Source organism: Shewanella sp. KCT (assembly GCF_007636505.1).
GTDB lineage: Bacteria > Pseudomonadota > Gammaproteobacteria > Enterobacterales > Shewanellaceae > Shewanella > Shewanella halotolerans.
The window spans coordinates 153,768-179,305 of record NZ_LVDJ01000004.1 but is presented as its reverse complement, the minus strand read 5'-3'; the positions used below and the strand labels follow the sequence as shown (position 1 = coordinate 179,305).

At 50.1% G+C, this 25,538-nt stretch carries 22 protein-coding genes and 1 pseudogene; 4 read left to right on the top strand and 19 right to left on the bottom strand.

The annotated features are described in order from the left end of the window. Positions 1-49: 49 nt before the first annotated feature. A pseudogene (locus AYI87_RS07755) lies at positions 50-1,001 on the bottom strand (IS3 family transposase); the annotation flags it as partial. 58 nt (positions 1,002-1,059) lie between these two features. Between AYI87_RS07755 and AYI87_RS07750 the strand changes: the two are divergent. Continuing rightward, positions 1,060-1,407, top strand: coding sequence for a lysophospholipase (locus tag AYI87_RS07750; RefSeq protein WP_144201020.1), 348 nt, complete (start codon positions 1,060-1,062; stop codon positions 1,405-1,407). An 84-nt stretch (positions 1,408-1,491) separates the two neighbouring features. On the opposite strand, the gene AYI87_RS07745 is transcribed toward AYI87_RS07750, so the two are convergent. From AYI87_RS07745 to AYI87_RS07685, 13 genes are all read right to left on the bottom strand, one after another. Next, a complete protein-coding gene (locus AYI87_RS07745) occupies positions 1,492-1,719 on the bottom strand; it encodes a helix-turn-helix domain-containing protein (RefSeq protein WP_038175660.1) in 228 nt (75 codons plus the stop codon). Positions 1,720-1,731: 12 nt separating this feature from the next. Then, the gene (locus tag AYI87_RS07740; protein WP_038175661.1) at positions 1,732-2,280 is read right to left on the bottom strand and encodes a DUF2975 domain-containing protein; all 549 of its coding nucleotides are present in this window, start codon (positions 2,278-2,280) and stop codon (positions 1,732-1,734) included. A gap of 1,371 nt (positions 2,281-3,651) precedes the next feature. Continuing rightward, the gene (locus tag AYI87_RS07735) at positions 3,652-4,164 is read right to left on the bottom strand and encodes a GNAT family N-acetyltransferase (protein ID WP_038175667.1); all 513 of its coding nucleotides are present in this window, start codon (positions 4,162-4,164) and stop codon (positions 3,652-3,654) included. A gap of 754 nt (positions 4,165-4,918) precedes the next feature. After that, a complete protein-coding gene (locus tag AYI87_RS07730) occupies positions 4,919-5,806 on the bottom strand; it encodes a PhzF family phenazine biosynthesis protein (RefSeq protein WP_144201018.1) in 888 nt (295 codons plus the stop codon). 14 nt (positions 5,807-5,820) lie between these two features. Continuing rightward, positions 5,821-6,309, bottom strand: a complete 489-nt coding sequence (locus AYI87_RS07725) for a tetratricopeptide repeat protein (protein ID WP_222116771.1) — start codon at positions 6,307-6,309, stop codon at positions 5,821-5,823. A gap of 94 nt (positions 6,310-6,403) precedes the next feature. Further along, on the bottom strand, positions 6,404-6,946 hold the full coding sequence (locus tag AYI87_RS07720) for a DinB family protein (protein ID WP_144201016.1): 543 nt from the start codon (positions 6,944-6,946) through the stop codon (positions 6,404-6,406). A 53-nt stretch (positions 6,947-6,999) separates the two neighbouring features. After that, positions 7,000-7,626 (bottom strand): LysE family translocator, encoded by a 627-nt coding sequence (locus AYI87_RS07715; RefSeq protein WP_144201014.1) that lies wholly within the window; start codon positions 7,624-7,626, stop codon positions 7,000-7,002. A 68-nt stretch (positions 7,627-7,694) separates the two neighbouring features. Further along, on the bottom strand, positions 7,695-9,350 hold the full coding sequence (locus AYI87_RS07710) for an SgrR family transcriptional regulator (RefSeq protein WP_144201012.1): 1,656 nt from the start codon (positions 9,348-9,350) through the stop codon (positions 7,695-7,697). Between the two features lie 611 nt (positions 9,351-9,961). Beyond that, positions 9,962-10,402: an RNase H family protein gene (locus AYI87_RS07705; RefSeq protein WP_144201010.1), complete on the bottom strand. Its 441-nt coding sequence runs from the start codon at positions 10,400-10,402 to the stop codon at positions 9,962-9,964. 71 nt (positions 10,403-10,473) lie between these two features. Continuing rightward, entirely contained in the window at positions 10,474-10,674 is a 201-nt protein-coding gene (locus AYI87_RS07700) for an AlpA family transcriptional regulator (protein WP_144201008.1), read from the bottom strand. A gap of 64 nt (positions 10,675-10,738) precedes the next feature. Then, positions 10,739-11,338, bottom strand: coding sequence for an inovirus Gp2 family protein (locus AYI87_RS07695; protein ID WP_144201006.1), 600 nt, complete (start codon positions 11,336-11,338; stop codon positions 10,739-10,741). Positions 11,339-11,391: 53 nt separating this feature from the next. Next, entirely contained in the window at positions 11,392-12,066 is a 675-nt protein-coding gene (locus tag AYI87_RS07690; protein WP_144201004.1) for an inovirus Gp2 family protein, read from the bottom strand. 61 nt (positions 12,067-12,127) lie between these two features. Beyond that, positions 12,128-12,808: an inovirus Gp2 family protein gene (locus tag AYI87_RS07685; RefSeq protein ID WP_144201002.1), complete on the bottom strand. Its 681-nt coding sequence runs from the start codon at positions 12,806-12,808 to the stop codon at positions 12,128-12,130. 514 nt (positions 12,809-13,322) lie between these two features. Here AYI87_RS07685 and AYI87_RS07680 point away from each other — a divergent pair. Then, positions 13,323-14,159 (top strand): hypothetical protein, encoded by an 837-nt coding sequence (locus AYI87_RS07680; protein ID WP_102938371.1) that lies wholly within the window; start codon positions 13,323-13,325, stop codon positions 14,157-14,159. 400 nt (positions 14,160-14,559) lie between these two features. Here the strand turns inward: AYI87_RS07680 and AYI87_RS07675 are convergent, their stop codons facing one another. Continuing rightward, complete coding sequence (locus AYI87_RS07675; protein WP_260865102.1) at positions 14,560-15,027, bottom strand: PleD family two-component system response regulator; 468 nt, start codon at positions 15,025-15,027, stop codon at positions 14,560-14,562. Between the two features lie 34 nt (positions 15,028-15,061). Beyond that, positions 15,062-18,577: an ATP-binding protein gene (locus AYI87_RS07670; RefSeq protein ID WP_144201000.1), complete on the bottom strand. Its 3,516-nt coding sequence runs from the start codon at positions 18,575-18,577 to the stop codon at positions 15,062-15,064. A 241-nt stretch (positions 18,578-18,818) separates the two neighbouring features. Here AYI87_RS07670 and AYI87_RS07665 point away from each other — a divergent pair, with 241 nt between their 5' ends. Both AYI87_RS07665 and AYI87_RS07660 read left to right on the top strand, forming a co-directional pair. Beyond that, complete coding sequence (locus AYI87_RS07665) at positions 18,819-21,269, top strand: EAL domain-containing protein (protein WP_144200999.1); 2,451 nt, start codon at positions 18,819-18,821, stop codon at positions 21,267-21,269. 132 nt (positions 21,270-21,401) lie between these two features. After that, positions 21,402-22,340: an SPFH domain-containing protein gene (locus tag AYI87_RS07660; RefSeq protein WP_144200997.1), complete on the top strand. Its 939-nt coding sequence runs from the start codon at positions 21,402-21,404 to the stop codon at positions 22,338-22,340. 93 nt (positions 22,341-22,433) lie between these two features. On the opposite strand, the gene AYI87_RS07655 is transcribed toward AYI87_RS07660, so the two are convergent. From AYI87_RS07655 to AYI87_RS07645, 3 genes are all read right to left on the bottom strand, one after another. Then, positions 22,434-23,720 carry an NAD(P)/FAD-dependent oxidoreductase gene (locus tag AYI87_RS07655; protein WP_144200995.1) on the bottom strand — a complete coding sequence of 429 codons (1,287 nt, stop codon included), beginning with the start codon at positions 23,718-23,720 and terminating at the stop codon, positions 22,434-22,436. 88 nt (positions 23,721-23,808) lie between these two features. Further along, positions 23,809-24,636, bottom strand: a complete 828-nt coding sequence (locus AYI87_RS07650; RefSeq protein WP_011864781.1) for an ABC transporter permease subunit — start codon at positions 24,634-24,636, stop codon at positions 23,809-23,811. Continuing rightward, complete coding sequence (locus AYI87_RS07645; RefSeq protein WP_011864780.1) at positions 24,633-25,538, bottom strand: ABC transporter permease subunit; 906 nt, start codon at positions 25,536-25,538, stop codon at positions 24,633-24,635. The genes AYI87_RS07650 and AYI87_RS07645 overlap by 4 nt, the downstream gene beginning before the upstream one ends.

Genomic DNA, 25,538 nt, shown 5'->3' with positions numbered 1-25,538 from the left:
CTCCCAATGGTTGGACACATAAGCTAATCCTTTAAGTGGTTGATCCAGTTCATGCCGCGTATCTCTGTCTGCCAAAGTAGACTTCATCAGGGGTGAGGTCATTGAATCCCTGATGGTTACGCTCCTCATTATAAAACACCATGTATAGTGGCTAATTTCAAGCTCTGCTTCACGGGACGTGCTGTAAGCTTTTAAGTAAACCTCCTCATATTTCAGACTTCGCCATAATCGCTATATAAAAACGTTGTCGACCCATCGACCTTTTCCATACATGCTGATTAGTATTCCCTGACTAAAAGAACTTCTGTGTGAACTCAATGCTAGTAAACTGGCTGCCCTAATCGGAGTTAAAGGTATCGGGCGACCCGTAGCGTTGGAGCTCTTCTTCGAGTGCCTCGATAAAAAGCTTTTATCCATGGCTATACCAGTCGATAATGGCAAGCAAGTACAGGAACCCTTTAGCCATTGGGATGTACGTGATACCAATAGCCCAAGCTTGGTTTGGATAAGTGACTTCGATATCACGCAACAGGTACGGATAAATCTTGTATGCTTTGTTCGCCAGTGTCGTTTTTGACTTGGGATAAATCGCCCCAATGCCCATTTCTCGCATGATCCGGACAAGACGCTTGCAATTAACGTTATGACCCTTCTTAATCAGTTCAGTTCGAATGCGCCTACGGCCCATGAACGGATACTGAAGGTGAATTTCGTCAATCATACGGCGTAATTCAATCTCCTCAGCAGAGAGTCCGATAGGCTCCGTAGAGCAATATCGAGAAGCTCACACTGACGCTTTATCGGTAGTTGGGTGAATTTAACCAGCGAACTCTTTCGCTGGGCTCGGTCTAACGACCGAGCACTTTGGACAAAAATCATTTTTCCATGGTCAATTGGCCGATTTTTGCGTGCAGCTTGTCTATTTCTTTGGAATTACCTTTGCCTAACTGGCTTTCAGAGGCAAAGATCATGACAGCGTTCTCAAGCAGCTCTTTTTTCCACAACCCTTAATACTGGATGCGGAGTCCGCCTATTGTTAGAGGTATTACCTGAGCCAAAGTGTTCTCAGATCCGCAGTCGGTCGCCTTCTTTCACCAGTTCAAAGCGGACTTTCCCGCGCTCAACATTAAGATCCCGTTCCTGACAGTGTGGGAAACCATCAATCATAAACCGCTCAAGGCCCTGGTGGCATTGCAAAAACCGCTGCTGATTGTGGCTGCCGGAGAAGACGGCGTGAATCCTGTGAGCGAGTCACAGCGCTTATTCGCGCAGGCCAATGAACCGAAACAGTTGCATATTGAACCAGGGCGACGCATTACCAGGTGTACAGTGGCGATCACTTTGAGTCGGTCGTGCGCCAGGAACTCAGCTGGTTTGCACAATATCTCTAAGCCGGATTGCTGTTGATGAAAAAGGCCACCCCGATGGCCTTTTATCTTTGCAAACACGCTGAACCAATGGTGTTACCCTGCATAACCCTGCCGGGATAACCTATCGCTTCTGATCATCTTCCCCTGTAGTATCAAACGCCAGAAGATCGCCGGGCTGACAATCCAGTGCCCGGCATAGCAGCTCCAGGGTCGAGAAGCGAATGGCTTTCGCTTTGCCATTCTTAAGCACCGATAAATTTGCTTCCGTGATACCGACGGCTTCGGAAAGCGTTTTCAGGCGCATTTTCCTTTTGGCCATCATGACATCTAAATTGATCTCTATACTCATGCTGGGCCTGTTCTAGATCGTGTATTTGTTGTCATCTGACAATCGATATGCTTCTTTCATCACCCAGGAAATCAGCAGTGTGATCAGGCCAAGCATCAGGGTCAGTAGCTGCCCGTCATCAAAGCTCAAGGTCAGTTGGTGCTGCCCGGCAGGTGCATCAAAGGTGACGATCAGTGAAATCATCGCCCCATAGATGACTGACGCGATCACCCAATAAAACAGGCTCAGTGCCAATTGCCGGTAAATCAGCGCATTCTCGAGCGAAAACACATCCCCTTGCTCATAATTTCTGAACAAACGGACCAGTTTCACCAGCGCATAGACCGGAACCGCTGTCACGGCCAGACTAATCAGGGTTAGTGAAAGTCGCATTCCCACTGTAATAGGGGCATCGCCAAGCGAGTCAAAGTTTAAGCTCAGGTTGATGAGCCCTGAACGGGTCAAAATGTCATAAGAGGTTTCGACGGTCAGCCAGAAGTAGGCGACAAAAAGCGGCAATACAACAAGAATAAACTGGAACACTCTCCGCGCAAGGCGGCTTAATTTTGTAATTTTGTCCATCTAGGTACTCCGAAGTTTGATGATGTTATGGGGCTACTCTAGGCCAATAAAAAACAATAATCAATAAAAATTTATCGCAAAACGATATGCTTTAGGTTCGTGATGGTAAAACTTAAGACTGATGGTGCCATCTTCAGGCAAACCCGCGGGCGGAAGTTACCTTGTATCCCGCCCGGTGGAAAGTAGGATGCTTTAAGTGCTGTGGGCAGCGCTGCACGCCATTTTAACGACTTGAGTGCTTTCGTGAGCAATACGCCAAATGGCAAAGGCTGTTCGCCGACAAATCAGTTCGTTCTAGGTTCAAACAGTTAGTTCGCAGAACTATCGAAATGGGCTAAATCAGAAGAAGTACATGACAAGGTCATACAGCACGAGTTCTATAAATGCCTCAACACTTTTGAATCACGACTCGGCAAACCGCCCGCCAAGCTAATGAAAACCCTTTCCTCAATTGGCTGGATTTACTGGCCACCGGAAGGCGGGCATAAATCTTAGATGGCTGATTGTGACACCTTTCAACACTGCGTTGATGGGGTGCAGGACATGCACTGCAAGTGCAGGGGCTCATCGAAGAGTCGCGCCTTGCTGAAAGCTTCGGTTGCCAAGTATTTTTCGGGCAAACCTGCCTTACTGGCTATCGGTGGCACAAGCTTCGCTGCAGACGCGAAATCTCTTCGTATCCCTGGTTCCTTGTCAAGTACCGCAGATTCATCCCCCTATGGGCCTATCAGGCCGTCTCAAGACTCTACATCGAGGCGATGTTTGATACGCTTTTGCACTGCGAGACCGAGCGGATCCGGTCCCATTTGGCGCACCATTATGAATTCAGAGGAGATCAGCTCTGGCTCCGCCTCCAGTCGGATGTCTACTTTCATCACGGGGAAAAGATGACCTCGGCACATGTGGCCGATTGCCTCCACGACCGAGTTACCCAGCCCCATCTTTACCAAGCCATGTACCGACATATTGCAGACGTCGACACTGAGGGGGAGTGAGTTATTGTTATAGTGAAGCAAGGTCACGCCATAATGCTTTAGACCCAGACCGAGATGCACGCGTCGATTTACCTAGAGCAGGGCAACTTTTTGTTTGACTATAACCAATGGCTGCAGCAATGCAGCGACATTTTCAAATATTCGTTGTCGGCGCAACAGAAATCCCAGCTCAGTCAGATTGACCAGTTGCTGCGTGACTGTCCTTGTGAAGCCGATTTGCTCGATCAGCTCTACCGATGTGAAGACTCGCTCGCCCAGCCAGGGGTGTATATCCCCTGTGGCGCGATTTATTGATTTAGGATATTACCGGGGCTATCCAGGGCGCAGACACTGATATCATGGGCGTAATATCGCTGCACAAGTTGGGGTTCAACGATTAGTGGGGCGTAAAAGAGCCGTGGGGCACCGATAGGGTCACTAGGTTGTCAGCGTCGTACAGCTTGGTGTCCGTTTCCTGCATCCCGAGCTTGCGCAGGAGCCGGAGCGATGCATGGTTCTCGGACACTGCCACGCCATAAACTTCATCGACCAGTTGATTGGAGAACACAAAGTTTAATGCCGCGTTAGCTGCTTCAAATGCATAGCCTTGTCCTTGATGCTCCGCAGCAATGGCATAGCGAATATCACACAGGTTCACATCCGCTAGCATTTCAACACCAGCGTAACCGATTTTCACGGTAGGATCGCTGCGCAGGGAGACGATAAACATACCGAATCCTTTCTCCCAATGCGCAACTTTGGTCGACAAATATTGCACGATATAGGTGACGCTGAAAGGCTTTCCCCCCGGCAGATAACGCGTGGTGTCGGGGCAGGTAAAAAGCTTTTGGTAGATATCAATATCTGCTTCAGTGGCAGGTGTTAGCAGTAACCTTTCTGTTGTGATCATTGAAAATTCATTTCCTCCGGAGACAAACTTCACTTACATGTGAAATGCTGACGGTACTTATGATGTATTTCCTTTGGCCGACAGGCGACCAAGTAAGTATAGCAGGGCCGAAGGAAATCTGTTGGTCGATTAGGTTGCTTCCGGTCCAAAGATCAGCCACAGACCCAAGGACAGCCCCTTCTGATCGGCATGCACTTGTTCCTGAGTCATCAATGTGTGGGATCGGTAGCAGAGAAAAGTATCTCCGACTTGCCCTGCATATTTCCCCAGAAACTAGCCGATAACCCTCGCGGCGACCCGCTCCTATGGAAGCAAAGTTCGCGTGGTCCAAAAACGTTTCGGCATAGGTCAGGATTCTAGTACCGTCCCATGTTCTCACCAAGTTGCCTTGTTTCGTAAGCCAGAGCGTACTGATGCCGGGGATCTAACGGGAAGGGGGTGACCACGAAATTCAACGTAAATACAGTGTACTATTTGTGGCCAGACCAGCAAATAAGTCAGGCAATACCACAACTCAATATTCATATTATGCTAAGTTCAGCTCGGACTTAACGGCATTATCGAAGTCATTTGAGCTAGTAAAACTCTTGGTCAATCAGCCTCTAAAACGTTGTATCTCAGCTTAAAATCCAAACTTGGCAAATAGAAATCACGTCAATAGTGCAACCTTCGTTGAGATGACAGCTTACAGGTAGCCATCTCTGGAAGATAATGCAACAGCCAACGACAGAGGCTGTGCTCCTGCGAGAATGATTCAGAGAGCAATGGTCTGAGTGCCGGCCATGGTGGCTTGGCCGCCGACGCGAACCCGGTGAATCGTATTTCCTTCTGCATCGATCATCACCTGGATCAGGGATGGGCATCCCATGGCCCGCCCCTGCTCTAACAGGAACTGAGTTTCCCCGGGCAGGACATGATGGACCAGGTAGCATCCCAGTGCCCCGCTGGCACTACCGGTTGCGGATTCTTCATCAATGCCGTACAACGGCGCGAAGTTCCGGCAGTGGGCCGTGATGGATGCATCTCGGCTCAGTTCAAAGACGTGGAAGCCGATGGTGTCGAACGTGCGGCTCAGGTTGGCAATCGCTTCATAGTCGGGCTGCAGGGTGTCGAGCTGGCCGGGCAGGACGGGGATCAGGATGTCCGGCAATCCGGTCGAGACCACAGCGGTGGGTAAGCCAGTTCCGGTAATGATCCCGGGGGATACTCCGAGCGCCGCAGCGACGTCTGCAACCGCAGGCCCCTGCCGCATCACAGGCAAGGCCTGATCCATGACAACCCCGTGGGGGCCGACGGCTACACGCAGTATGCCGGCTTTGGTTTGTTGTGTGTATTGGCCCGGCGCAAGCTGACCGAGTGACGCCAGGGTGGAAAAAACGGCTAAGGTTGCGTGCCCGCATAAATCCACTTCCCCTTCAGGCGTAAAAAAGTCGACTTTGAAATCTGTCTCCTCTCCGGTATAGACAAAGGCGGTCTCGGAGAAACCCACCTGCCGCGCAATCTCAGTTTTTTGTCCGGCGCTCAGGGGGGGCGGGTTAAGAACAACTCCGGCAGGATTGCCGCCGGAGTGATCCCGGGTAAATGAGTTCACACGGTGTACCTTGATGTCCTGCTCAGCCGAGCGTGTTGCCTCGTTTTGCATTTGCTGCTCCCGCGCTATGACCAGGTCCGATCTAAATCTTGTGCGTACAACTTGATCGCCCGCTGGTAGGTCAGAATGTCTTCATCGTTGGTGGTTTCGACCAGCAGGTTCAGCAAAAGCTCGATCGCTTGCTTGTGTTTCCCTAGGTTATACAAACACATTGCGTAGAAGGGTTTCACCTCTCGGCAATCCGGGAAAAGTGCCAGTGTTTTTTCAAACCACACGGCGGCTTCTTGATATTGCCCGAGGCTGCGCAGGGTACTCGCGAGCCCGAACAGCGCGTCAAAACGCTCGGTGGCCTCGAGCTCTCCGGCCAGCGCGGCGTGATAATGCTGCACGGCTTGTGACTCCAGTCCCTGGTTGTCATAAGACCAGGCAATATGAAGATGGGCCCTCGCTTTGAGCGGCTCCTGCTCCAGGAGTGTTGCTAACAGCTGGCGACTCTGCTCAAATTTCCCATCGCTTCTCAACGCAATGGCCTGCTGAATTGTTTTATCCATCATCGGTACCCTTCCTTCAACTACAGAAATTCCTTTCTACCGCTTTCAGGGGCAGAAAGCTTGTAAAAAACAAACACGCCGGATTGCGGCTTTCCGCTCAGTCGCGATCCCCATCCGGTACGATCACCGGTAAGTCGGTGCAGCCGAAGTCGAGTCCGAACTGACTCAGCACACCAGTTAACTGACCCCGATGATGGGTTTGGTGGTTGAACAAATGCTGACAGAACGCCCCCAGATCCCGCTCTAAAACCTGCCCTTCTGTGGTTGTATAGCGGATCGGCCGGTTGCACATTTCTGGTGTCAGCTCATGGGTAAAGTCGAGGAAAATTCGGTCGACCAACGCCCGCAGCGCTCTCAGTTCGGTAAGGTTGCTGGCAAAGCTGTCATTCACCGTGCGCGCCACAGGCAGCGATGCCATCGTCTGTGCATCGATATTCACAACCCCGTTGTCGACCAAACGCCTCAGCATGATGAGATCGCCAAACAGCAGGTGATTCCAGTGATCCATCACCGTGGGGAAAAACGCCCCTGTCGGTTGGTGTAACTGCTGCGTTGTCAGCTGTTCGCACACACGCATCAGCTGATCATTCATGCGCTGGTTGTAGCGTGCGAAGATCTTGAAATTTGAGGGTAAATCCATGTAAACCTCTGTCGATTCATCTTGATATCATTTAGGATGTGGTGGTACATCTGTCAGTCAGGCTCTTTTAGGGCTAGAATACCTGCGGATCCCAGTAATAAAGCACCACTTCCTCTAGTCACAGCGGTAAGAGACAGTCGGCTCGCATCAACAATCCGTCTGGCCGAAAATGCATAAAACATCACCAAACTGAAATCAAGTAACGCCATGGTTGGGCACATCACTAATAGTTGAGGGAATACGGGTAAGTCGGGGTTGATGAATTGCGGGAAAAAAGCTGAGAAGAATAGGATGGCTTTGGGATTGCCAGCCGCGACTAAAAAGCCAGAGTAAAACAACTTTTTGTTTGAGGCCTGTAAATCTGAACCCTTGAGGTTTAAGTGCTCAACTTGTGCCGGTTTAGCAAGGAGCATTTTTAGCCCCATGTAAACCAAGGTGATCACACCAAAGACTTTGATGACAGTAAATGCCATTACCGAATTTGCAAGGATGACACCTAAACCCAAGGCGACTAATACCATTTGAATAAAGTTAGCAGAAATGTCCCCAAGGGCGGTATAAAGCACGCGTTTATGCCCATATTTCAGTGCATGTGCAATACCTAAAAATATACTAGGCCCTGGTGTCGCGGTAAGAATGAGCGATGCCACGACAAAGCCGAGCCAAAGGTTCAAGTCCATTTTTTATCCTTAGTTTTTCGTTTAACACTGCAAATCATATCGCTACAGATACACTACCATACCCGCGATTACTCCAACCACATATTGACCAAAGACATGACACCCATATTGTTGGTTTCGGTGCCATACAAATTGTCCGCGCGAGTGACGGTGAAATGATTGCGCCACAGAGGACAATAATAATAGTTCTGGATAAGCCAATCCTCCGCTCGATACAGCTTGTGCAGAAACTCCCCACTGTCGTTACTTTCCTGCATGAGCATATCAATAAAGGTTAATAGGCTTTGTTTTCCACGTTCAGGCAAACATAGGCTAAACACATTGCCGCAAAGTAGCCACTCGTAATACTGGAACGTCAGGTCGTCGCCAAATACGTAACAGTCGTAGGAGACATCAACAGCCACATCTTGAGACTGTCCTTGAAGACATACCTGCCAAATAACCCCTTTTTGAGACAACGCATCAAGCAAAGGTTGCAACTCCCTCATATGACTGTCTATCACTTCAATGACCACCGGACGAGAGGGCAGTTTCATGTCGTGATTGAACAAGTGAAACCCCTTATCTTGATGGCAATCCATCACGCTGTTCGCTGCTCTTTTTTGGCTATCAAGTGTAAAGCGTCGACTATGATGAACAAGCCAGGCTCTCTCTTGAGCGGACAAGGCGTTTGCATGATGATGAAACTGCAAAATAGCACACCCACTGCGATCGACTTTTTGTGGCTGAGCGGGTTGAGATTCGCAATAGAGCAGTTCTGCCACGTGCATAGGCGTTTGAGGTTGGGCATCGCTACACCAAAACTCTACTCGTTCAATATGGCCACCAAAGCCAAAATAGTGGTTATTACGAACCAAACTCCAATACTGCTTTTCCAGACTTTCGACCCGATATGCTCCACACCCGATAGGTTTTGATGCCTGATAATCAAAAATCGCACTGTGCGAATCGGCTAATAAATGAAGCAAAACGGGGTCAGATTGACGCATAGAGAAAATGACCCACTGCTTATCTATGTCAATTCGCTCGACATGGCGAAATAGAATTTGATATGGGTGCGGCGTGTTGAGACGCATCTCGATATTTTTTTTGACCAGCTCCGGTGTCAGCGCTTCTCCATTGTGCATCATGATGTCATTGCGGATGCGAAGACGAATTTGCTTGTCACTGTAGTGAAACTGGTGAGCGATATGAGGCACAATATCATTTTGAACGGGGTCATAGCGCACTAAGGTGTCGAACACGCTTTCGATCAATAAAATAGAACGAGCGGACTGTGCCAAATGTGGACGCCATTCAGGCAGCATATATGGCACTAAATACATTAAAGTGTTCTGCTTTTTCAGTTCCTGTTGTGCGTCCCCTAACCAGAGAGGTATGTGATCTTGAAATAGGCGGACTTCGCCAAATTGAGTGGCTAGCCGAAATGCCTGATTCATTCTGCCAGAGCGAGCCATCTGCTCTAACTGAGTCAGCAGTGAGGCCTCAAAACTTTTGAGTAGTGTCAGTTTAGAGCGGTGGCCACGTCCCTGACCCGAAGCCCAATGGATAAGCCCAAAACTCTCGAAAGCAGCCATTAGCTTACTCACATACCTTTCTGAACAGACCAGAATTTCAGCAAGGGTGACGATATCGACATCATAAGTTTCATTGCGAGAAAAATGTTTCTCTAGTTGCTTTAAGCGTTGTAGATGACTCGTGGACAACAACTTAGAACCTACCATGTCAACCTCAAAAATTATCTTCATTAGAAACGACGGTTCACTCTGTGACTTGGCGACGTAACATAAAATAGTGTGTTTATGATCTCGCAGACCGAGATTAATAGATATGGACGATCTGGCCGACTATGAATCCCAGCAAGAAAACTATACCAGACAAACGCGGACGGCTTTGAGTTTGTATCACTGTCATTGTTTGAGGGGTTTCCGGTAAGTACTGTTTCGCGTTTAAAGTATAGAAGGTGTAGTCTAATGGATTCATGGTATTACTCACACAGCAAAGGTTTATGTCGCTATTATTAGCGAACAAACACGAAGTAATAACGATCTCTTTACTGTGAACAGTTCACCTTTTAATTAATAATTTAATAATAAAGGAAGGCTCTACTTTTCACCTGCCACCAAACCAACTAATTCAGCAAACATGTAGAGGCAGATTAATCCCAGTCACATTCAATATTAGCAATCAACGCTACACCGATTAATCTTCAGGTATATGTTATCTATAAAAACGCTTAACGCTACCCTAAGGACGAATTACCATTCTTAGGGATAAAGCAAGAATACGACCGCACAGCCTGTTAGCGGTCTGCTAACAAACTGTGCACATAGTCTTAATCAGCCTCTGCCGCTTCAACGGCTAACAAGTCTGCCATGTCATTACCTTTATCACCTGAGTGAGCTTTGACCTTAAACACTTCAACGTATTTCTTTGAACGCAGTTCATCGATTTGTTGCCATAGATGGCGGTTCTTTACTGGCTTCTTGTCTGACTTACGCCAACCTCGGTCTTTCCAATCGTCCATCCAGATGTTGAAACCTTTTACACAGTAATCACTATCTGAGTAAATCACGTCCCCATCTTCTGCGTACTCCAACGCCTCAACTAAGGCCAGTAGTTCCAGCTCAGCACTGTCAGTTTTGCGGTCAATAGTGATACCTTCTTCATGAACAATCTCATTGTCTTCATCCATGACCACCAGCCCGATCCCACCTCGCATACAGACGTTTTGGTTGTTTGGTGCCGCGCCGTCTACGTAAATTAAATAACTCATTTATTTTATCTCTCTCTAATTGCAAAAAGGGCGCATGACTTTGCTTAGCCAGCGCCCCGTTGATGTTTGTGTTACTGGAAGGATTCTGCGTTGTCTCGCATGCTCAGACGCGATTCCATCCATTCCTCGATTTCGCTTTCTACCCAAGCCACCGCTCGTCCACCGAGTGGCACACTCTTAGGAAAGTCGGTTTTATCTGCCATGAACTTGTAGATAGTTGAACGGCCTAGCCCAGTTAGTGACATCACTTCTTTTAGTCGTAAAAATCTCATGGGAATTGTCTCCTCTTGTATATACCCATGTGATAAGTCGCCACTGTAAAGAAATGCAGTCGGTCTACTCCAAGCTAGAGCCAAAGCAATAACGCTTTTCTTCCCACGCTTCAGCAAGGCTGCTCATGCGGTGGAAGAGCGTGTTCCTTATGTTGGTGTCTTTGCTACGACAACGCATCCCCACCCCATAATTGCCTCGGTCATTGAGAAACACCAATGAACGCGCTTCGCCGCTGTAGTGCTTTTCTATCGCTTCTTGCCAAGCCGTTTTAAGGTGCCCGACCAATTCATTGCGCTTGTCCCAACAAATAGCGGGACCAAAGTTCTGGCTATAGTCAGTAAACAGCATCACGCGATAGTTGTGGGATGGCACCTTGTCTTCCCGCTTACGCCATACATAGAACAGAGAATCCGTATCAAGCTTTTCTTTAAGCAGATTAAAGTAATCGTTGAGGATACTGAGGTCGGTATCTTGATGGTCTTCTGGCAAAAACAAGTCCAAACGTGTAGCAAGAGCGATGTCAAACTGACTGAGTGCCTGTTCAAAGACATCGACCATAGAGGTCAATGCTGACTCGTATAACCCCTTGTCGCTGTAATACAGCGGGTAATCTTCAAAAGTTCTATCAAGGGTAATGCTTGGGAGGTAGGTTCTATTCGCCATGAGTAATGCCTTTTGTGTGTGAATGACATAGGCATTACTCGCTCTGTATTTTTTTAAGGTGAGTCGTGACTGCAACCAAAGCTCTTGTTGAAGTGATCGTTCTGGTTGGCAATGGGCTTCGCGAGACGACTGATTCGATAGAAGAACTCGTTTAACTGTAACGGGAACACTTCAGCGTCAGACAACAGCTCAAAACCTTCATTCGTAGGAGAGTAGGCTAATCCAAAGCATGGTTGGCTGTAATAATCTTCAACCACCCTATCCCATGTCTTCCTCACTTTTTTGTAGAGAAAACGTCCCCACCCCTCTCGTCCAGTGCCGAAGTTTTGAAAGAGATCCCTATCAAAGATCAAGATAAGATGATGATGCTGGCTGGTGGATTCACTGGCCTTCGCCCAGATATAGCGAATGACCGTTTGCTGGTATTGATAAGTTCTGTCGGTGTATTTGTCTCTACAGAGCTCATTAGTCTCCGATTCTAAAATACGAAAGAAATGGGCAAACACCGCTAGGTAATCTTCCCCGAAGTCACTCGGTAGGTTTAGGTTGATGTGAACAGCAAAGATTCTTGGGTATTGGTTTAGTGCTTCAGTCAGCACTCGGTCTATCTCCTCTAGGTATTCGAGAACGAGACCATCCTTGTGGTAGTAGAGTGGCTTTCCATTAAAGGTTCGGTCATGAGTGATGGTGCGGACTCTTTGATGAGCCTCGTTGAGTTGATGAATCATGATTGGTTCCTGTGGTTTGTTGTTATTCCCACAGGAACTGTGACTACCGTTACTTTTTAAGCTACTTATGACTATGACCGAAATTTCGTCTACCGCTACCAAAGTGCTTAGTGTTCTCTTTTGCTAGATAGCTAATGTGCTTGAAGAACTCATTAAACGCATCATCAAAGTCATCAGAGTTACAATTCAAGCGGTGGATGACCACACTGTCGCTATTCTTTCTCTTTGAAAAATGAACCAGTCCATTGGCTTCCTCGTAGTCGACACCAGCCACCCTCGCCCATGCCTCTACGATAAAAGAGCCTAAGTTCTCCTGTTGTGTTTGAGTTTTCCCCAACCAGTTAAATCTATCTTTGTTGAACATGAGTACTAGGTGATAGTGGTCGTTTATCGAGCTAGAGCGCTCCCTCACCCAAGCAATCCGCACTTTGCAGGGATGCACTCTAGCACTCCCTTCTCTTTTCTTTCGTTTTCCGGAGTGATCAATCTGCGACTGTAATGAGCGTAGAAAGTCGGTCATGACATTACCGCTCTTTTCATTGTTCCTTAGCTTAGGAAACCTCAAATCCACTCGAATAGCCATCAGCCGAGGATACTCGCCCAATGCGAGATCAATCGTATCGTGCATTTTCTCTAAGTAGTCGATGTAGAGTGGACCGTGCTCGGTCTGGATAGGCCTACCCAGAAACGTTTTCTTGTTGGTCAGTCTGAGGTTTTTGTTTTTTCTAGAACGTACATTCATTCCTATCTACTCCGGTGTTTAGGTTCATAGATAGGTCTGTGTCGTTAATTTTTAATTGCGTACTGTGAGTCACTAGGGGTGACTCAGTAGAGGGTAATATGCCGATATAATGGGTGAATAGGTATGGTAGATATGACTGTAATAATACTAACCAGACAGACAATGCAAAAAACTGCTACGTATGAATTTCCTGTCCATCTAAAGGGGCAAGTGCTAGTTAACCATCAACACCTAGGCACTGAACTGCGGAAAATCGATGTCCTCTCCCCACTCTCGAATCCAAGTAAGTTACAAATTAAATGACAATCCATTGTTCTAGTTAATGAAGAGAGAGCTCGATAATGCCCACGACTTCAACAGCAAACCATCACGCCACAACAACCCAACGCATCCTCATTTACTCACATAAGACAAGACTATTAAAAATATTTTTTACATAAAAATCAATCAAGTTGGAAGAGTAAATTTATAATGGTATATCTAGCAAAATCGAAAAAACGTGGAAAATTACTCAATGTTCAACAATGAAGCCTCCCAAAACAACTTAAAAGAAACCGCAGTTTCTCAACATCCGTTGCACAACTTCATTAATCCATTTGATCGTCAAAATGAGTTTTTAGTACTTACTGATAGCCAAAAAACAGATGGTAGATTTACGCGTAGACAACATACTCCCTCATCACTTATCCAACTCAACTCATGGGCTGATTTCCAACCAATGACAAAGCCCTTTGAACCAAACTCTGAGATCTATGTTCTACCCTCTCACCCCCTCAGTGAGTCAACAAGACAGACCCACTTTATGGGGGCATCACTAGTTGAGTACGACAACATTTACCAATACATAGAGAAAAAAGCTCAAGAGTTGGGGTTTCGCCAGCAGCGCACCCAGAACCTAATTATTGTCACTATGTTGTTAGCAAAGAACTTTGATTTAATGATTGGTGGAGTCCCTATAGGAGGAAAATGGATAGCGGATAAACTCGGTACAAACACCTATAAAGTGAGTGATCGGCTGAAGGATTTAGAAGATATGAACCTGATTCGGCGATGCTCAAGACTCTCGAAAAAAGACAAAACAAAATTAACTGGCTTCATTGAATTGACTCCGTTTTTTTTGCTCAGCTTCACATCATTCTTTAGTAACAAGGATCATATCAACTACGAGCAATACTTAGCCTCAAAAGCAGCCACACAGAAAGGGGAACTCAGCTATCAAATCTACGGTGAGAAAGGGCACTTTGAATACAAAGATATAATCTATACCCTTAAAGTTAGGTTACTCGAATTAACTAGAAATCCTACGGTCTGTGATCAAGTAAAGGTAGCAGCATACAAAGCGTTACTGTAGCACTAAAGGTTGATGTGAAGCTTTTACCTGAATTATCACAAAAAAGATGCACCGAAATAGAAAAGCATGTAATTAAAGTGATGAATAATGACAAGTTGTGATTAGCGTACAAAGTGCAACAAAAGCTCTAGGGCTCTTTAAACACTGAAATATTAAACATAATTAATATTTCAAATTGTTCTAAGTGTAATTTATGGATTGTTGTACCTAAAACGCAATGTACCACTAAATGTACCAACAATAAAAACAAGAACAAAATAATATTATAATTTACAATAAGTTAATGTTAGAAATTGAGTCTGGGAGGGCCACCAATTCAAACAAAAAAGCCTGCATTTTGCAGGCTTTTTTGTTACTCGAGTTCACTCAGCTTTTTGTTGCCACACCTAGCTCGACACGCCTAGCTCGAAACACTGCGAGTCGCCTCCTGTTTGAGCATGAAGCGCAAGAGATCCGATTGGCGTTTCAACAGCATCTGATTCTTAACCCTTGCCTGGGTGATCACAGCATTGAGCGGTTTATGGATAAAATCCACCGCACCCAGCACAAATCCGCTCACCTCCTGCTCCTCGTCGTGATGGGCAGAGACAAAGATCACCGCAATCTCCTGGGTGCAGGGTTCAGATTTCAAGTGGCGACAGACCTCGAACCCCGACATTCCCGGCATCTCGATATCCAAGAGCAAAAGATCCGGTTTGAAGCTGTGGCACAAGGCCAGCGCCTCCTGACCACTCAAAGCAGAGGCTATTTCATACTCCTGGCTCAGGAGCTGCCTGAGTATGATGATATTCACCTGCATATCATCGACGATCAGTATTCTCCCCTTACGAGAAAAAACTAATGGAGACATATCGTTATTCTGTTCCATTAACTACCTTTCGGCCTGTTACTATTGAAATTCGTTAAGTCTGGGCAGAAGCGTTTTGCACCTCTTCCTTGGGCTCTAGTGTCTCCTGCAGCCGCTCCATCAGCTTGGCATAGCAAGGTTTTATCACCCCGAAGAGTAGGTTCAACTTATCACAGTTTTTCATCTTGGCCTCCATCTCCAGGCTCAAAAACTGCTCCTGCAGCTGGATGGCGCCTATGCTGCTGGAGAGTCCCTTGAGGCCATGGCTGAGCTGACGCACCTTCTCATAATCCTTCGCGGCGATCGCTTCCTCCAGCTCGCCAACTTGTGCCGGCGACGTGTCGTGATACATCTGGCAGATCTCGGCGAACAGCACCTCATTGTTCATCAACCGGCTCAGGGCCAATTGACGGTTCCAGACATAATCTTCATCCTTCACCAGGATCTCTTCATGGGGCGCGGCCTCAACTAAAGTAGGCAAGTCACCAAACTCACAGACAGAGATCAGCCAATCGACCACCTTCTCCTGCAGCCGCTCGGCCACGATAGGCTTAGTGATGTAGTCATTCATGCCCGCCTCGATGCACTTGTCACGCTCGCCCATCATGGCACTTGCCGTCATGGCAATAATGGGCGTATCGACAAACGCCTCACCCGCCTCCCCGGCGCGGATCGCCCGGGTGCAGTCATAGCCATTGAGGATCGGCATCTGGCAGTCCATCAAGATGCAATGCACGCCCAGCCCCTCTTGCTCGCACTCCCTCAGCCTGGTCAACGCCTCCTGACCATTGATGGCCCTGACAAATTCTAACGGCAGTTCGGACAATATCCCCAGGGCAACCTCTATGTTGATCTCGTTGTCATCGACCACCATCACCCGCGCTCCTTTGATGCGCTGGGCCGCCTCCGCTGAGATAGTTAGAGTCTCATCCTGACGAGTAGACGCGGTGCCAGGGCTTGGTTTCTGGGCACCGAACTTCTGCATAAATTCAGAGAAGAGTAGCGGGTTATTGATATACTCAAGCTCGATATTTCTCAGCGACTTATTGCCATCGGCGCTCTTTTGAAACGCTAACACCCGCGGCAATCGCTTATGGCTCGCCGCCAGCGTCGGCCAGAGACTGTCGAGATCGGTAAGCAAGGAGTGACGCTGCTCGACTATCAATACATGGGGCATAACATCTGGTACAGGGGCATCCTGATTAAGCCAGTCACGAATGGGTGAGCCTGACAACAACTTACCACCTAACCTGGCAATTGCCGCCTCGACACAGGCCTGCTGCGCCTCATTTACCAGCAGGACGCTGCAGGTCATCTCATGTAGCAGCGCCTCGGGCGCCATCAGCTTAAATTCGCCCTGATGTAACACCATGGTGAAGGTGAAACAGCTGCCCTCGCCTTGGTGGGACTCGAAACTCATCTTGCCGTTAAGAAGCTCGCTGAGCTCCTTACAGATTGAGAGCCCCAGCCCTGTCCCGCCATATTGAGCCGCAATACGCGAGGTGGCCTGCGAGAAGGCAGTAAACAGCTTGGCCTGATTCTCCTCGGCAATGCCGATACCTGTGTCAGACACCTCACAGATAAATTCGAGCTCCCCTGTCTCTCTAAGACGGCTGTGGGCCTTGACCTTAATATAACCATGGTCGGTAAACTTGATGGCATTATTCACCAAATTGGTGAGGATCTGGGTGATCCTATGGGGGTCACTCTCTATGCTCTGGCAGCGAAGGTCGACCACATCGATGACAAACTCTATTCCCTTCTCCTGGGCCTTCACCGCCATGCTGCTGCAGATGCTCTCAATCAGGTTAAGCGGATTGAAACTGCTCATGTCTAAGTCCAGCTTGCCCGCCTCTATTTTGGAGAGGTCCAGCACATCGTTAATCAATGCAGACAGGGCGTTAACGCTCACCTCAGCCATCTCGAGATAACGCGCCTGGCGCTCGGTGACAGCGTCTTTGCGCACCAGATTCAAGGTGCCCACTATGCCGTTTAGCGGCGTGCGCATCTCATGGCTGATGTTAGAGATAAAGGTGCTCTTCACTAAGCTTGCCTTCTGTAGCTCCTGGGTCCTGATCGCTACCTTCTTCTCGAGCTCAGCGTTCACCAGTTGTATCTTCTTGGCCGCCTGCTTCTCAATGGAGACATCACGTATGATGATGGCCACCCCTAATGCCTGTTTGTTCTCCCCTAGGATGGGCGAAACCGACACATAGAGATCGACGGTGCGCCCCTCGTTCAGCGGCAGTTCGGCGTCCAGATTAAGCGTCTTGTTCCCCTGATTGGCCTTGGCGACCAAGGCCGTCAGGTCTACCTCAGGCAAAAGCGCCAGCTGATCGATAAGGTGCCCCTTGGCATAGTCGGCGTCATAGCCAAACAGCAACTCGGCGGCGCGGTTCCAGTTGTTGACCACGCCGCTGGTACCCACGCCTATGATGGCATCCTTGGAGCCATCGATGATCGCCGCCGACTGCGCCTTCTCCTTAGCCAGTGCCTGACTGCTGCGGGCACTGCGCCCCAGTATGATGACCACAAACAGAAACAAGACGCCCACGGCCAACATGAAGCTATAAACACTGATACGCCGGGAGACCGCGAGCTCCTGCACATATTGCTTGGGCGCCATTAGGGTCGCGCTGAGCCTACCGCTCTGGGCATCGTTAGAGAGTGTGATGGCGCGCCGATAGGCATAATAAGGCTTATTGTCGTGATAGCTGTCGAGCACCAGCTCGAAGTTTCGCTTAAGTGTCTTACTCTGTTGGTAATGTTTATCCCACACCAACTCGGGATGCAGGTCGCGGCTAAAGCGCATCTCCTCATCGGGGTGCACCAAGAAATACCCCTCACTGTCGGTCAGTACAAGTTCTATGGGGGCTGGCACCAGGCGCTTAAAAGAGGCGAGAAGATCGTTAGCATTAATGTTGACGATAAGCAGACCAAATCGGCTGCCATTGTCATCGAAGATAGGCGTCGCCAGGCGTAACATGGGCCGGTAAGGGTAATCTATCTTGCCAAATTCACGGTTCAGGTTGATGGGCGAGGTATAGATCTCCCCCTGCTGCAGATCTTTGCTGGCCTGAAAATAGTCCCGCCCCTGCTTATTCTGCAAGTTGGTATCTTCTATCACCTGCACGGCGCCGCCACGCCTGTCCACCCGAATTAGCTCCATGCCATCACTGCTCAATATGCGCAGCTGCTCATACTCATGATTATTCTGCAAGAAGGCGACGAAGATGGTTTCCAATCGGTGGCGCCACTGGTCGTAGCGGGTCTCATCCACCGGGTCAATCCCCTGATTATTCTGAGCCCGGGAGAGGCCAGAGATAGGCGGGGTCTCAAATAAAAAACGTAGGTTGTTGAAGTAACGGTTAAGCCTGTCCTGGGCCTGATTGTTGACCTGCTCGCTCTGAGCCTCAAGATCTGAACTCAGACCATCGACGATATTCTGATTTAATTGAGATTCGAAGCTGGCGATGATGACAAGCGCCACCAACAGCACTAACAAGGAGGCGGCCAGCAGCAGTGAACGTCCGCCAAAGAGAGAAGATAAGCGTGAAATCTGTCGCACCATGGACTATAACTCCTTTTACTATCCAGTCTCAGTAACACACTGTTATTCAATCAATACGCTTTCAGCATAGGCGATAAACTGCGCGGTGTTCTATCGGAGAATATGGTCAATTACCCGCAGCTAACTAACTAAAAAGTAGTATTTAATCTGGTTTTCAGCATTAAGCGCGAAAAACCTTAAGCAAACTGATTATAGTCGGCTAAGCTGAATATAGACGGCAGATTTGAAAAGGAATTCTTCTATGCTTTTCGGCAACGATGTAGAGACTCGACAAAAAATATTAGTTGTCGACGATGAGAGCGCCAACCTACATCTGCTGGAGCAATCCCTCACAGATCTGGCCGAGATCATCTGTAGTACGGGTGGTCAGGACGCACTGGATAAGGCCGAGCAACACCAACCCGCCATCATATTGCTGGATATCGAGATGCCACAAATGAATGGCTTCGAGATGTGTAAGCGGCTGAAGAATAACCCCAAGACCTGCAACAGCGCGGTGATCTTCGTGACCGCCCATAGCGAGAGCAGCTTCGAATATAAATCCCTCAGCTCAGGGGGGATAGACTTCATCCACAAGCCTATCGATCTCGCCACCTGTCGCCTGCGGGTCAAGAATCATCTACTACTCAAACGTCAGGAACAGACCATCATAGAGGCGCGCCAGGATATGCAGGCCCTGGTCAATCAAATCCCCTCTTACATCTCCTATTGGTCCAAGGATCTGCTCAACCGCTTTCATAACGACTATAACGGCAGATGGTTCGGCACTATCCCCCAAGATGCACTGGGCAAGCCCGCCTCTAGCCTGCTACCTAAGGCCCTCTATGAGGAGATACTGGCCCGTATCGCCAGCAACAAACCTAAGCATCAGTTCGAGGTTGCCCTGGAAGACACCCCAGGCAAGATAGAGTATGCCCAGGCCCATCTCACCATCAGGAAACAAGATGGACACATGGCGGGCATGCTGCTGACCCTAACGGATATCACCTCCATCAAGCGTGCCAAGAGCCAGCTGGATACCGAGAATCGGCGCCTGAAGATCATGCTCAACGCCATCGGCGACGCCGTCATTGCCACCGACAGTCAAGCGATGATCACCTTCATGAACCCCATCGCCGAGCGCCTCACCGGCTGGGTAAGCCGTGACGCCATAGGCCTGCATATCGAACAGGTGATGGATCTGTGCGATGCCAAGACCAAATACCGCAGTCCCAATCCGGTCACCATTGCCATCAAGGAGAAACGCAACGTCGCCATGGCCCTCAACTGTCAGCTCACCAGCTTGGATGGCACCATCTTCCAGATAGAAGACTCCGCCGCCCCCATCACAGACAGCGAAGGCAAGATCACCGGCGGCATCATAGTCTTTCACGACTGCAGTGAGTCTGTGGCCATGTCGCTGAAGATGAGCCACCTGGCCAACCATGATCAGCTCACCGACCTGCCTAATCGCATCTTGCTGCATGACAGGATCAACCATGCCTGCGCCGTGGCCGACTCCTATGACAAGAGCGTCGCCCTGATGCTGATCGACATAGACCACTTTAAATACCTCAACGACTCCCTGGGCCACAGCTATGGGGATCAGGTGATCAAGCAGGTGGCGAAACGCCTGCAGTCCCTCATCGACCCCAACGCCACCCTGGGGCGCGTCGGCGGCGATGAGTTTGTCCTGCTGCTGCCTTCACTCACCGCAACCAGCCAGGTGGACTCTATCGCCACGGATATCGTCCGCAGCCTCAACACGCCGTTTCGCATCGACGGCAAGGAATATACCCTGTCGGTCAGCGTCGGGATCAGCATCTACCCTTCGGATGCCCTCAGGGCCGAGGAACTGATGACCCATGTGGATGCCGCCATGTACCGCGCCAAAGATCTGGGCCGCAACCGTTTCTGTTACTTCTCCGAGGATCTCGAGCAAGAGCTAACGAAACGCCACGAGTTGGTCACCCTGCTGCGCACCGCCATCGACACGGAAGCGATTGAGGTCTACTACCAACCTAAGGTGGATCTGAAAACCAAAGAGATCATCGGTGCCGAGGCCCTGGCCCGGCTTTATGACCCCAAAGGTAAGCTGATCTCACCGCTGGACTTTATTCCCCTCGCAGAAGAGACAGGCCTCATCCATCAGCTGGGTGAGATCATCCTCAAACAAAGCTGCATGGCCGCAAAGGCCTGGCAGAAAAGAGGTCGGCCACTGCAGATTGCCGTCAACATCGCCGCCAAACAGTTTACCAACCCAGGTTTTTGCGACTCGGTGGCCAAGGTGCTGGAGCTCACAGGGCTCGACAGCCGCTTCCTGGAGCTCGAGGTGACAGAGAGTTCTCTCATGTATGATTTCGACGAGGCGTTAAATGTGCTTAACACCCTCTCCTCACTGGGGCTGAGCATCGCTATCGACGACTTCGGTACAGGTTACTCCAGCCTCAGCTACCTCAAGTTCTTCCCGGTAAATACCTTAAAAATCGATCAATCCTTCATCAAAGATATGCTGGGCGATGAGCAGAGCCTGGATATCGTCAAGGCGGTGATCCATTTGGGCAAATCCCTCAAGCTCAAGCTGATCGCCGAGGGCATAGAAGATGCCGAACAGCTGCAAAAACTGGTGGCGCTGGAATGCGAACAGGGCCAGGGCTATATGTTCAGCAAGCCGCTCCCCCTCAAAGAGTTCGACCAGCTCCTCAACCACTAACCCCCTACTCTCCCTTGACCCAAAGGGTAAATAACGTAATATCCTCAGCACCTTAACTCTGGCACAACCTGGGCGTAACACATATTGCCAACGCGCTGTTGCCGCCAAGAGATACAGTCACAAGGAGAGAGAATGACCACACTACCTAAGGATATTGCCAACCTATCGACGATAAAGACCAAAGGCAAAGGCGCCCTGGTGTTAATCGCCGGCCTGCTTTTCGCCCTCGTCCTGTTCAGCCAGACCATGTACACGGTCGATGAAGGCCATGTGGGCATCATCAAACGTTTCGGCCAAGCCACAGAACAGGTCAATCCCGGCCTGCACGTGAAGATCCCCTTCGTCGACAAGGTCGAAGTCTTAGAAATACGTACCCGCAAGAACGTCGAGAAGCTCAACGCCTCGACCCACGAACAGATGCCGGTCACCGCGGAGGTCTCCATCAACTGGACGGTCAATCGCGATCAGGCCTTCGACCTGTTCAAGAGCTATGGCGGCCTGAGCCAATTCGAGTCGCGCATTCTGGATCCTAAGCTAAGATCCGCCGCCAAGGATGCCCTGGCGCGTTACAAGGCCGAGGAGATTATCCAAAACCGCAGCCGAGTGATCGCCCAGATAGAAGATTTTCTTGTCGAAGAGATGAAGGAGTACCCGGTCAAGCTGGACTCGGCCCAGCTGGAAAACCTCGGTCTTCCCCAGAAATATATCCAGTCGATCGAGACCAAACAGACAGAGAAAAACCTCGCCGCCGCCGAGAAACATCGCCTGGAGCGGCAGAACCTGGAGGCCCAGCGTGAGGTGAACACCGCCAACGCCAAGCGTGACGCCGCCAAGGCCACCGCCGACGGTAAGGCTTACGCCATTCAGACCGAGGCGATTGCCGAGGCTGAAGCGATTCGCCTGAAGGGTATCGCAGAAGCAGAGGCGATCAAGAAGAAGGCCGAGGCGCTGAGAGAGTCTCAGACTCTGGTGGATTATGTGCGTGCCCAGCAGTGGAACGGTCAGATGCCGACCACCATCATGGGCAGCGATCAGAGCGTGCTGTGGAACATGACCAGCAAGAAGCAGTAACAAGAGGAAACAAGCTGCCTCTGCTTGCGCTTTCAAGCCTAACCAACACAAAAAAGCCCGCATCGAGCGGGCTTTTTAATGGCTATAACTTGGCTAGACACCCAGCTTGTCGCGCATAGTGTAGTACCAGGCGCCAATAGCCGAGAAAGGCACTTGTAGCAGATGACCGCCCGGGAAGGGGTAATGGGGCAACTGGGCGAAGGCGTCGAAGCGTTTCGCCTGGCCATTGATGGTCTCGGCCAGTATCTGCCCCGCCAGATGGGTATAGGTCACGCCATGGCCGCTACAGCCCTGAGAGTAATAGATGTTGCCGCCGATACGCCCCACCTGCGGCAGGCGCGACAGGGTCAGCAGGAAGTTACCCGTCCAGGTAAAGTCTATCTTCACTTCCTTAAGCTGCGGGAAGGTCGCCAGCATCTTGGGACGGATGATCGCCTCGATGTTAGCAGGATCCCGCGCGCCATAGACCACGCCGCCGCCATAGATGAGTCGCTTATCACCCGAGAGCCTGAAGTAATCCAGCAGATAGTTACAATCTTCGACGCAGTAGTCCTGGGGCAGCAGCGAGTGCGCCAGCTCCTCACCCAGAGGCTCCGTGGTGATCACCTGAGTACCGCAGGGCATAGACTTGGCCTGCAGCTCAGGCAGCAATCCCTTAAGGTAGGCGTTACCGGCGACAATGACAAACTTACACTTCACCGAGCCTTCCTGAGTATGCACCACAGGATTCTCGCCCTGATCGACACGAACGACGGCCGAATCTTCGAAGATCTGTCCGCCCAAGGACTCCACCGCATCGGCCTCACCCAGCGCCAGGTTAAGCGGATGAATATGACCGCCGCTCTTATCAAGCAAACCACCGACGTAGCGCTCGGTATCCACCACGTCGTGAATGCCCTGCTCATCCAGCAGCTCTAAATGCCCCAGATGACCATGCTTCTCCCACAGCGCCTTCTGCGCCTCGAGATGGCCCATCTGTTTCTTGTTCAGCGCCGCAAACACGCCGCCATCTTTCAGATCGCACTGGATCTTGTATTTAGCCACCAGCCCCTTGAGGATGCGGCCACCTTCGAAGGCCATCTGACCAAACAACTTGGCCTGCTCTGTGCCCACAACCTTTTCTATGGTGTCGATATCCCGGCTGAAGCTGTTGACTATCTGACCGCCATTACGCCCTGAGGCGCCGAAGCCAACCCTGGCGGCTTCTAGTACCGTCACCTTAAAGCCCGCCTCCAGCAGGTGGATCGCCGAAGAGAGGCCGGTATAGCCGGCGCCTATGATACAGACGTCGGTCTCTATGTTATCGCTTAACTTGTCGCGCAGCGCCTTGGTATTGGCAGATGCCGCATAATAGGAATTTGCATGAGGTGTACAGGTCATATCATTCACCCTGAATCGTTATAATAATGGCTTGGGTTGACAGGCGCCGCGGCGCGGCGGCCTGTCGTCTTGAGCTAACGCTGCGAGCCTAGTCGCTGACCATACGGCTGCGTTTATCGGCGCGGCGGGCCAGATACCAGGAGATGAAGGCGATCAGCGAGACGATCAGAATGATCAGTGTCGCTAAGGCGTTGATCTTAGGCGATACCCCCATGCGCACCGAGGAGAAGACCACCATAGGCAGGGTCGTCGCCCCCGGTCCCGAGGCGAAGCTGGCAATCACCAGGTCGTCCAGCGACAGGCTGAAGGAGAGCAGCCAACCCGCGATCAGCGCCGGCGAGATCATAGGTACTGTGATATGGAAGAAGGTCTTGAGCGGCGTCGCGCCCAGATCCTGGGCCGCCTCCTCGATAGACATATCCAGTTCACGCAGCCTGGATGAGACCACCACGGCCACATAGGCGGCGCAGAAGGTCGAGTGGGCGATCCACACGGTCAACATGCCACGCTCGGCGGGCCAGCCCAGCAGATCTGCCATATGCACGAACAGCAGCAACAGCGAGAGACCCGTGATCACCTCTGGCATAACCAGGGGCGCGGTGATCATGTTCGACAATGTCATCTTTCCCCATGAGCGAGCGAAGCGTGTCATCACGAAGGCCGCCATGGTGCCGAGAATTACCGCCATGGTAGAGGCGAAGAACGCCACCTTTAAGCTGGTCGCCACCGCATCGAGGATCTGGTCGTCGCGAAACAGCTCGCCATACCACTTGGCCGAGAAGCCGCCCCAAACCGTCACCAGCTTAGACTCGTTAAACGAGTAGAAGACCAGGATGAACATGGGCGCGTAGAGGAAAAACATCCCGCCCCAGAGCATCAGGGTGGAGAAACTCAATTTTCTTAGTCTGTTGCTCATATCGTCTTCTCCATACTTCTGGACTGATAACGATGGAATAGGGTGATAGGGATGATAAGAAGTGCCAACATCACGATGGCGAGCGAAGAAGCGACCGGCCAATCACGGTTGTTGAAGAACTCCTGCCACAGCACCTTACCTATCATGAGCGAATCAGGACCGCCCAATAGTTCAGGGATCACAAACTCCCCGACCACAGGAATAAACACCAGCATAGACCCGGCAATCACACCACCTTTCGACAGCGGCAGCGTCACCTTCCAGAAGGTATTGAGGCTGCGTGAGCCAAGATCCGCCGCGGCCTCGAGCAGGCTGCCATCAAGCTGCGACAGGTTGGCGTACAGCGGCAAGATCATAAAGGGCAGATAGGTGTAGATAATACCGATATAGACGGCGAAATTAGTGTTAAGCATCTGAATCGGCTCGGAGATCACCCCCAGCCACATCAGCAAGTTATTGATCACCCCGTTGTTACTCAAGATGCCCATCCAGGCATATACCCGGATAAGGAACGAAGTCCAGGATGGCAACATCACCAAGAGGATCAGCACAGTCTGATGCTGCTTAGGCGCTCTGGCAATGGCATAGGCCATGGGGTAACCGATAAGCAAACAGCCGATGGTGGTGACACAGGCCATCTTGAGCGAGCCCAGATAGGCATTGATATAGAGATGATCTTCGAAGATCAGAATATAGTTGCCCAGATTGAGCATGATCTGCAGCGACTCGTCGGCATATTGATACAGCGCCTCATAGGGCGGGATCGCCACGGCCGGGGTCGACAGACTGATCTTCAATACGATGGCAAACGGCAAGGCAAAGAACATCAGCAGCCAGAAATAGGGCACGCCTATCGTCCAGCACTGCCCCTTGGGCAAACGAAACTTCAATGACTTCTTCAT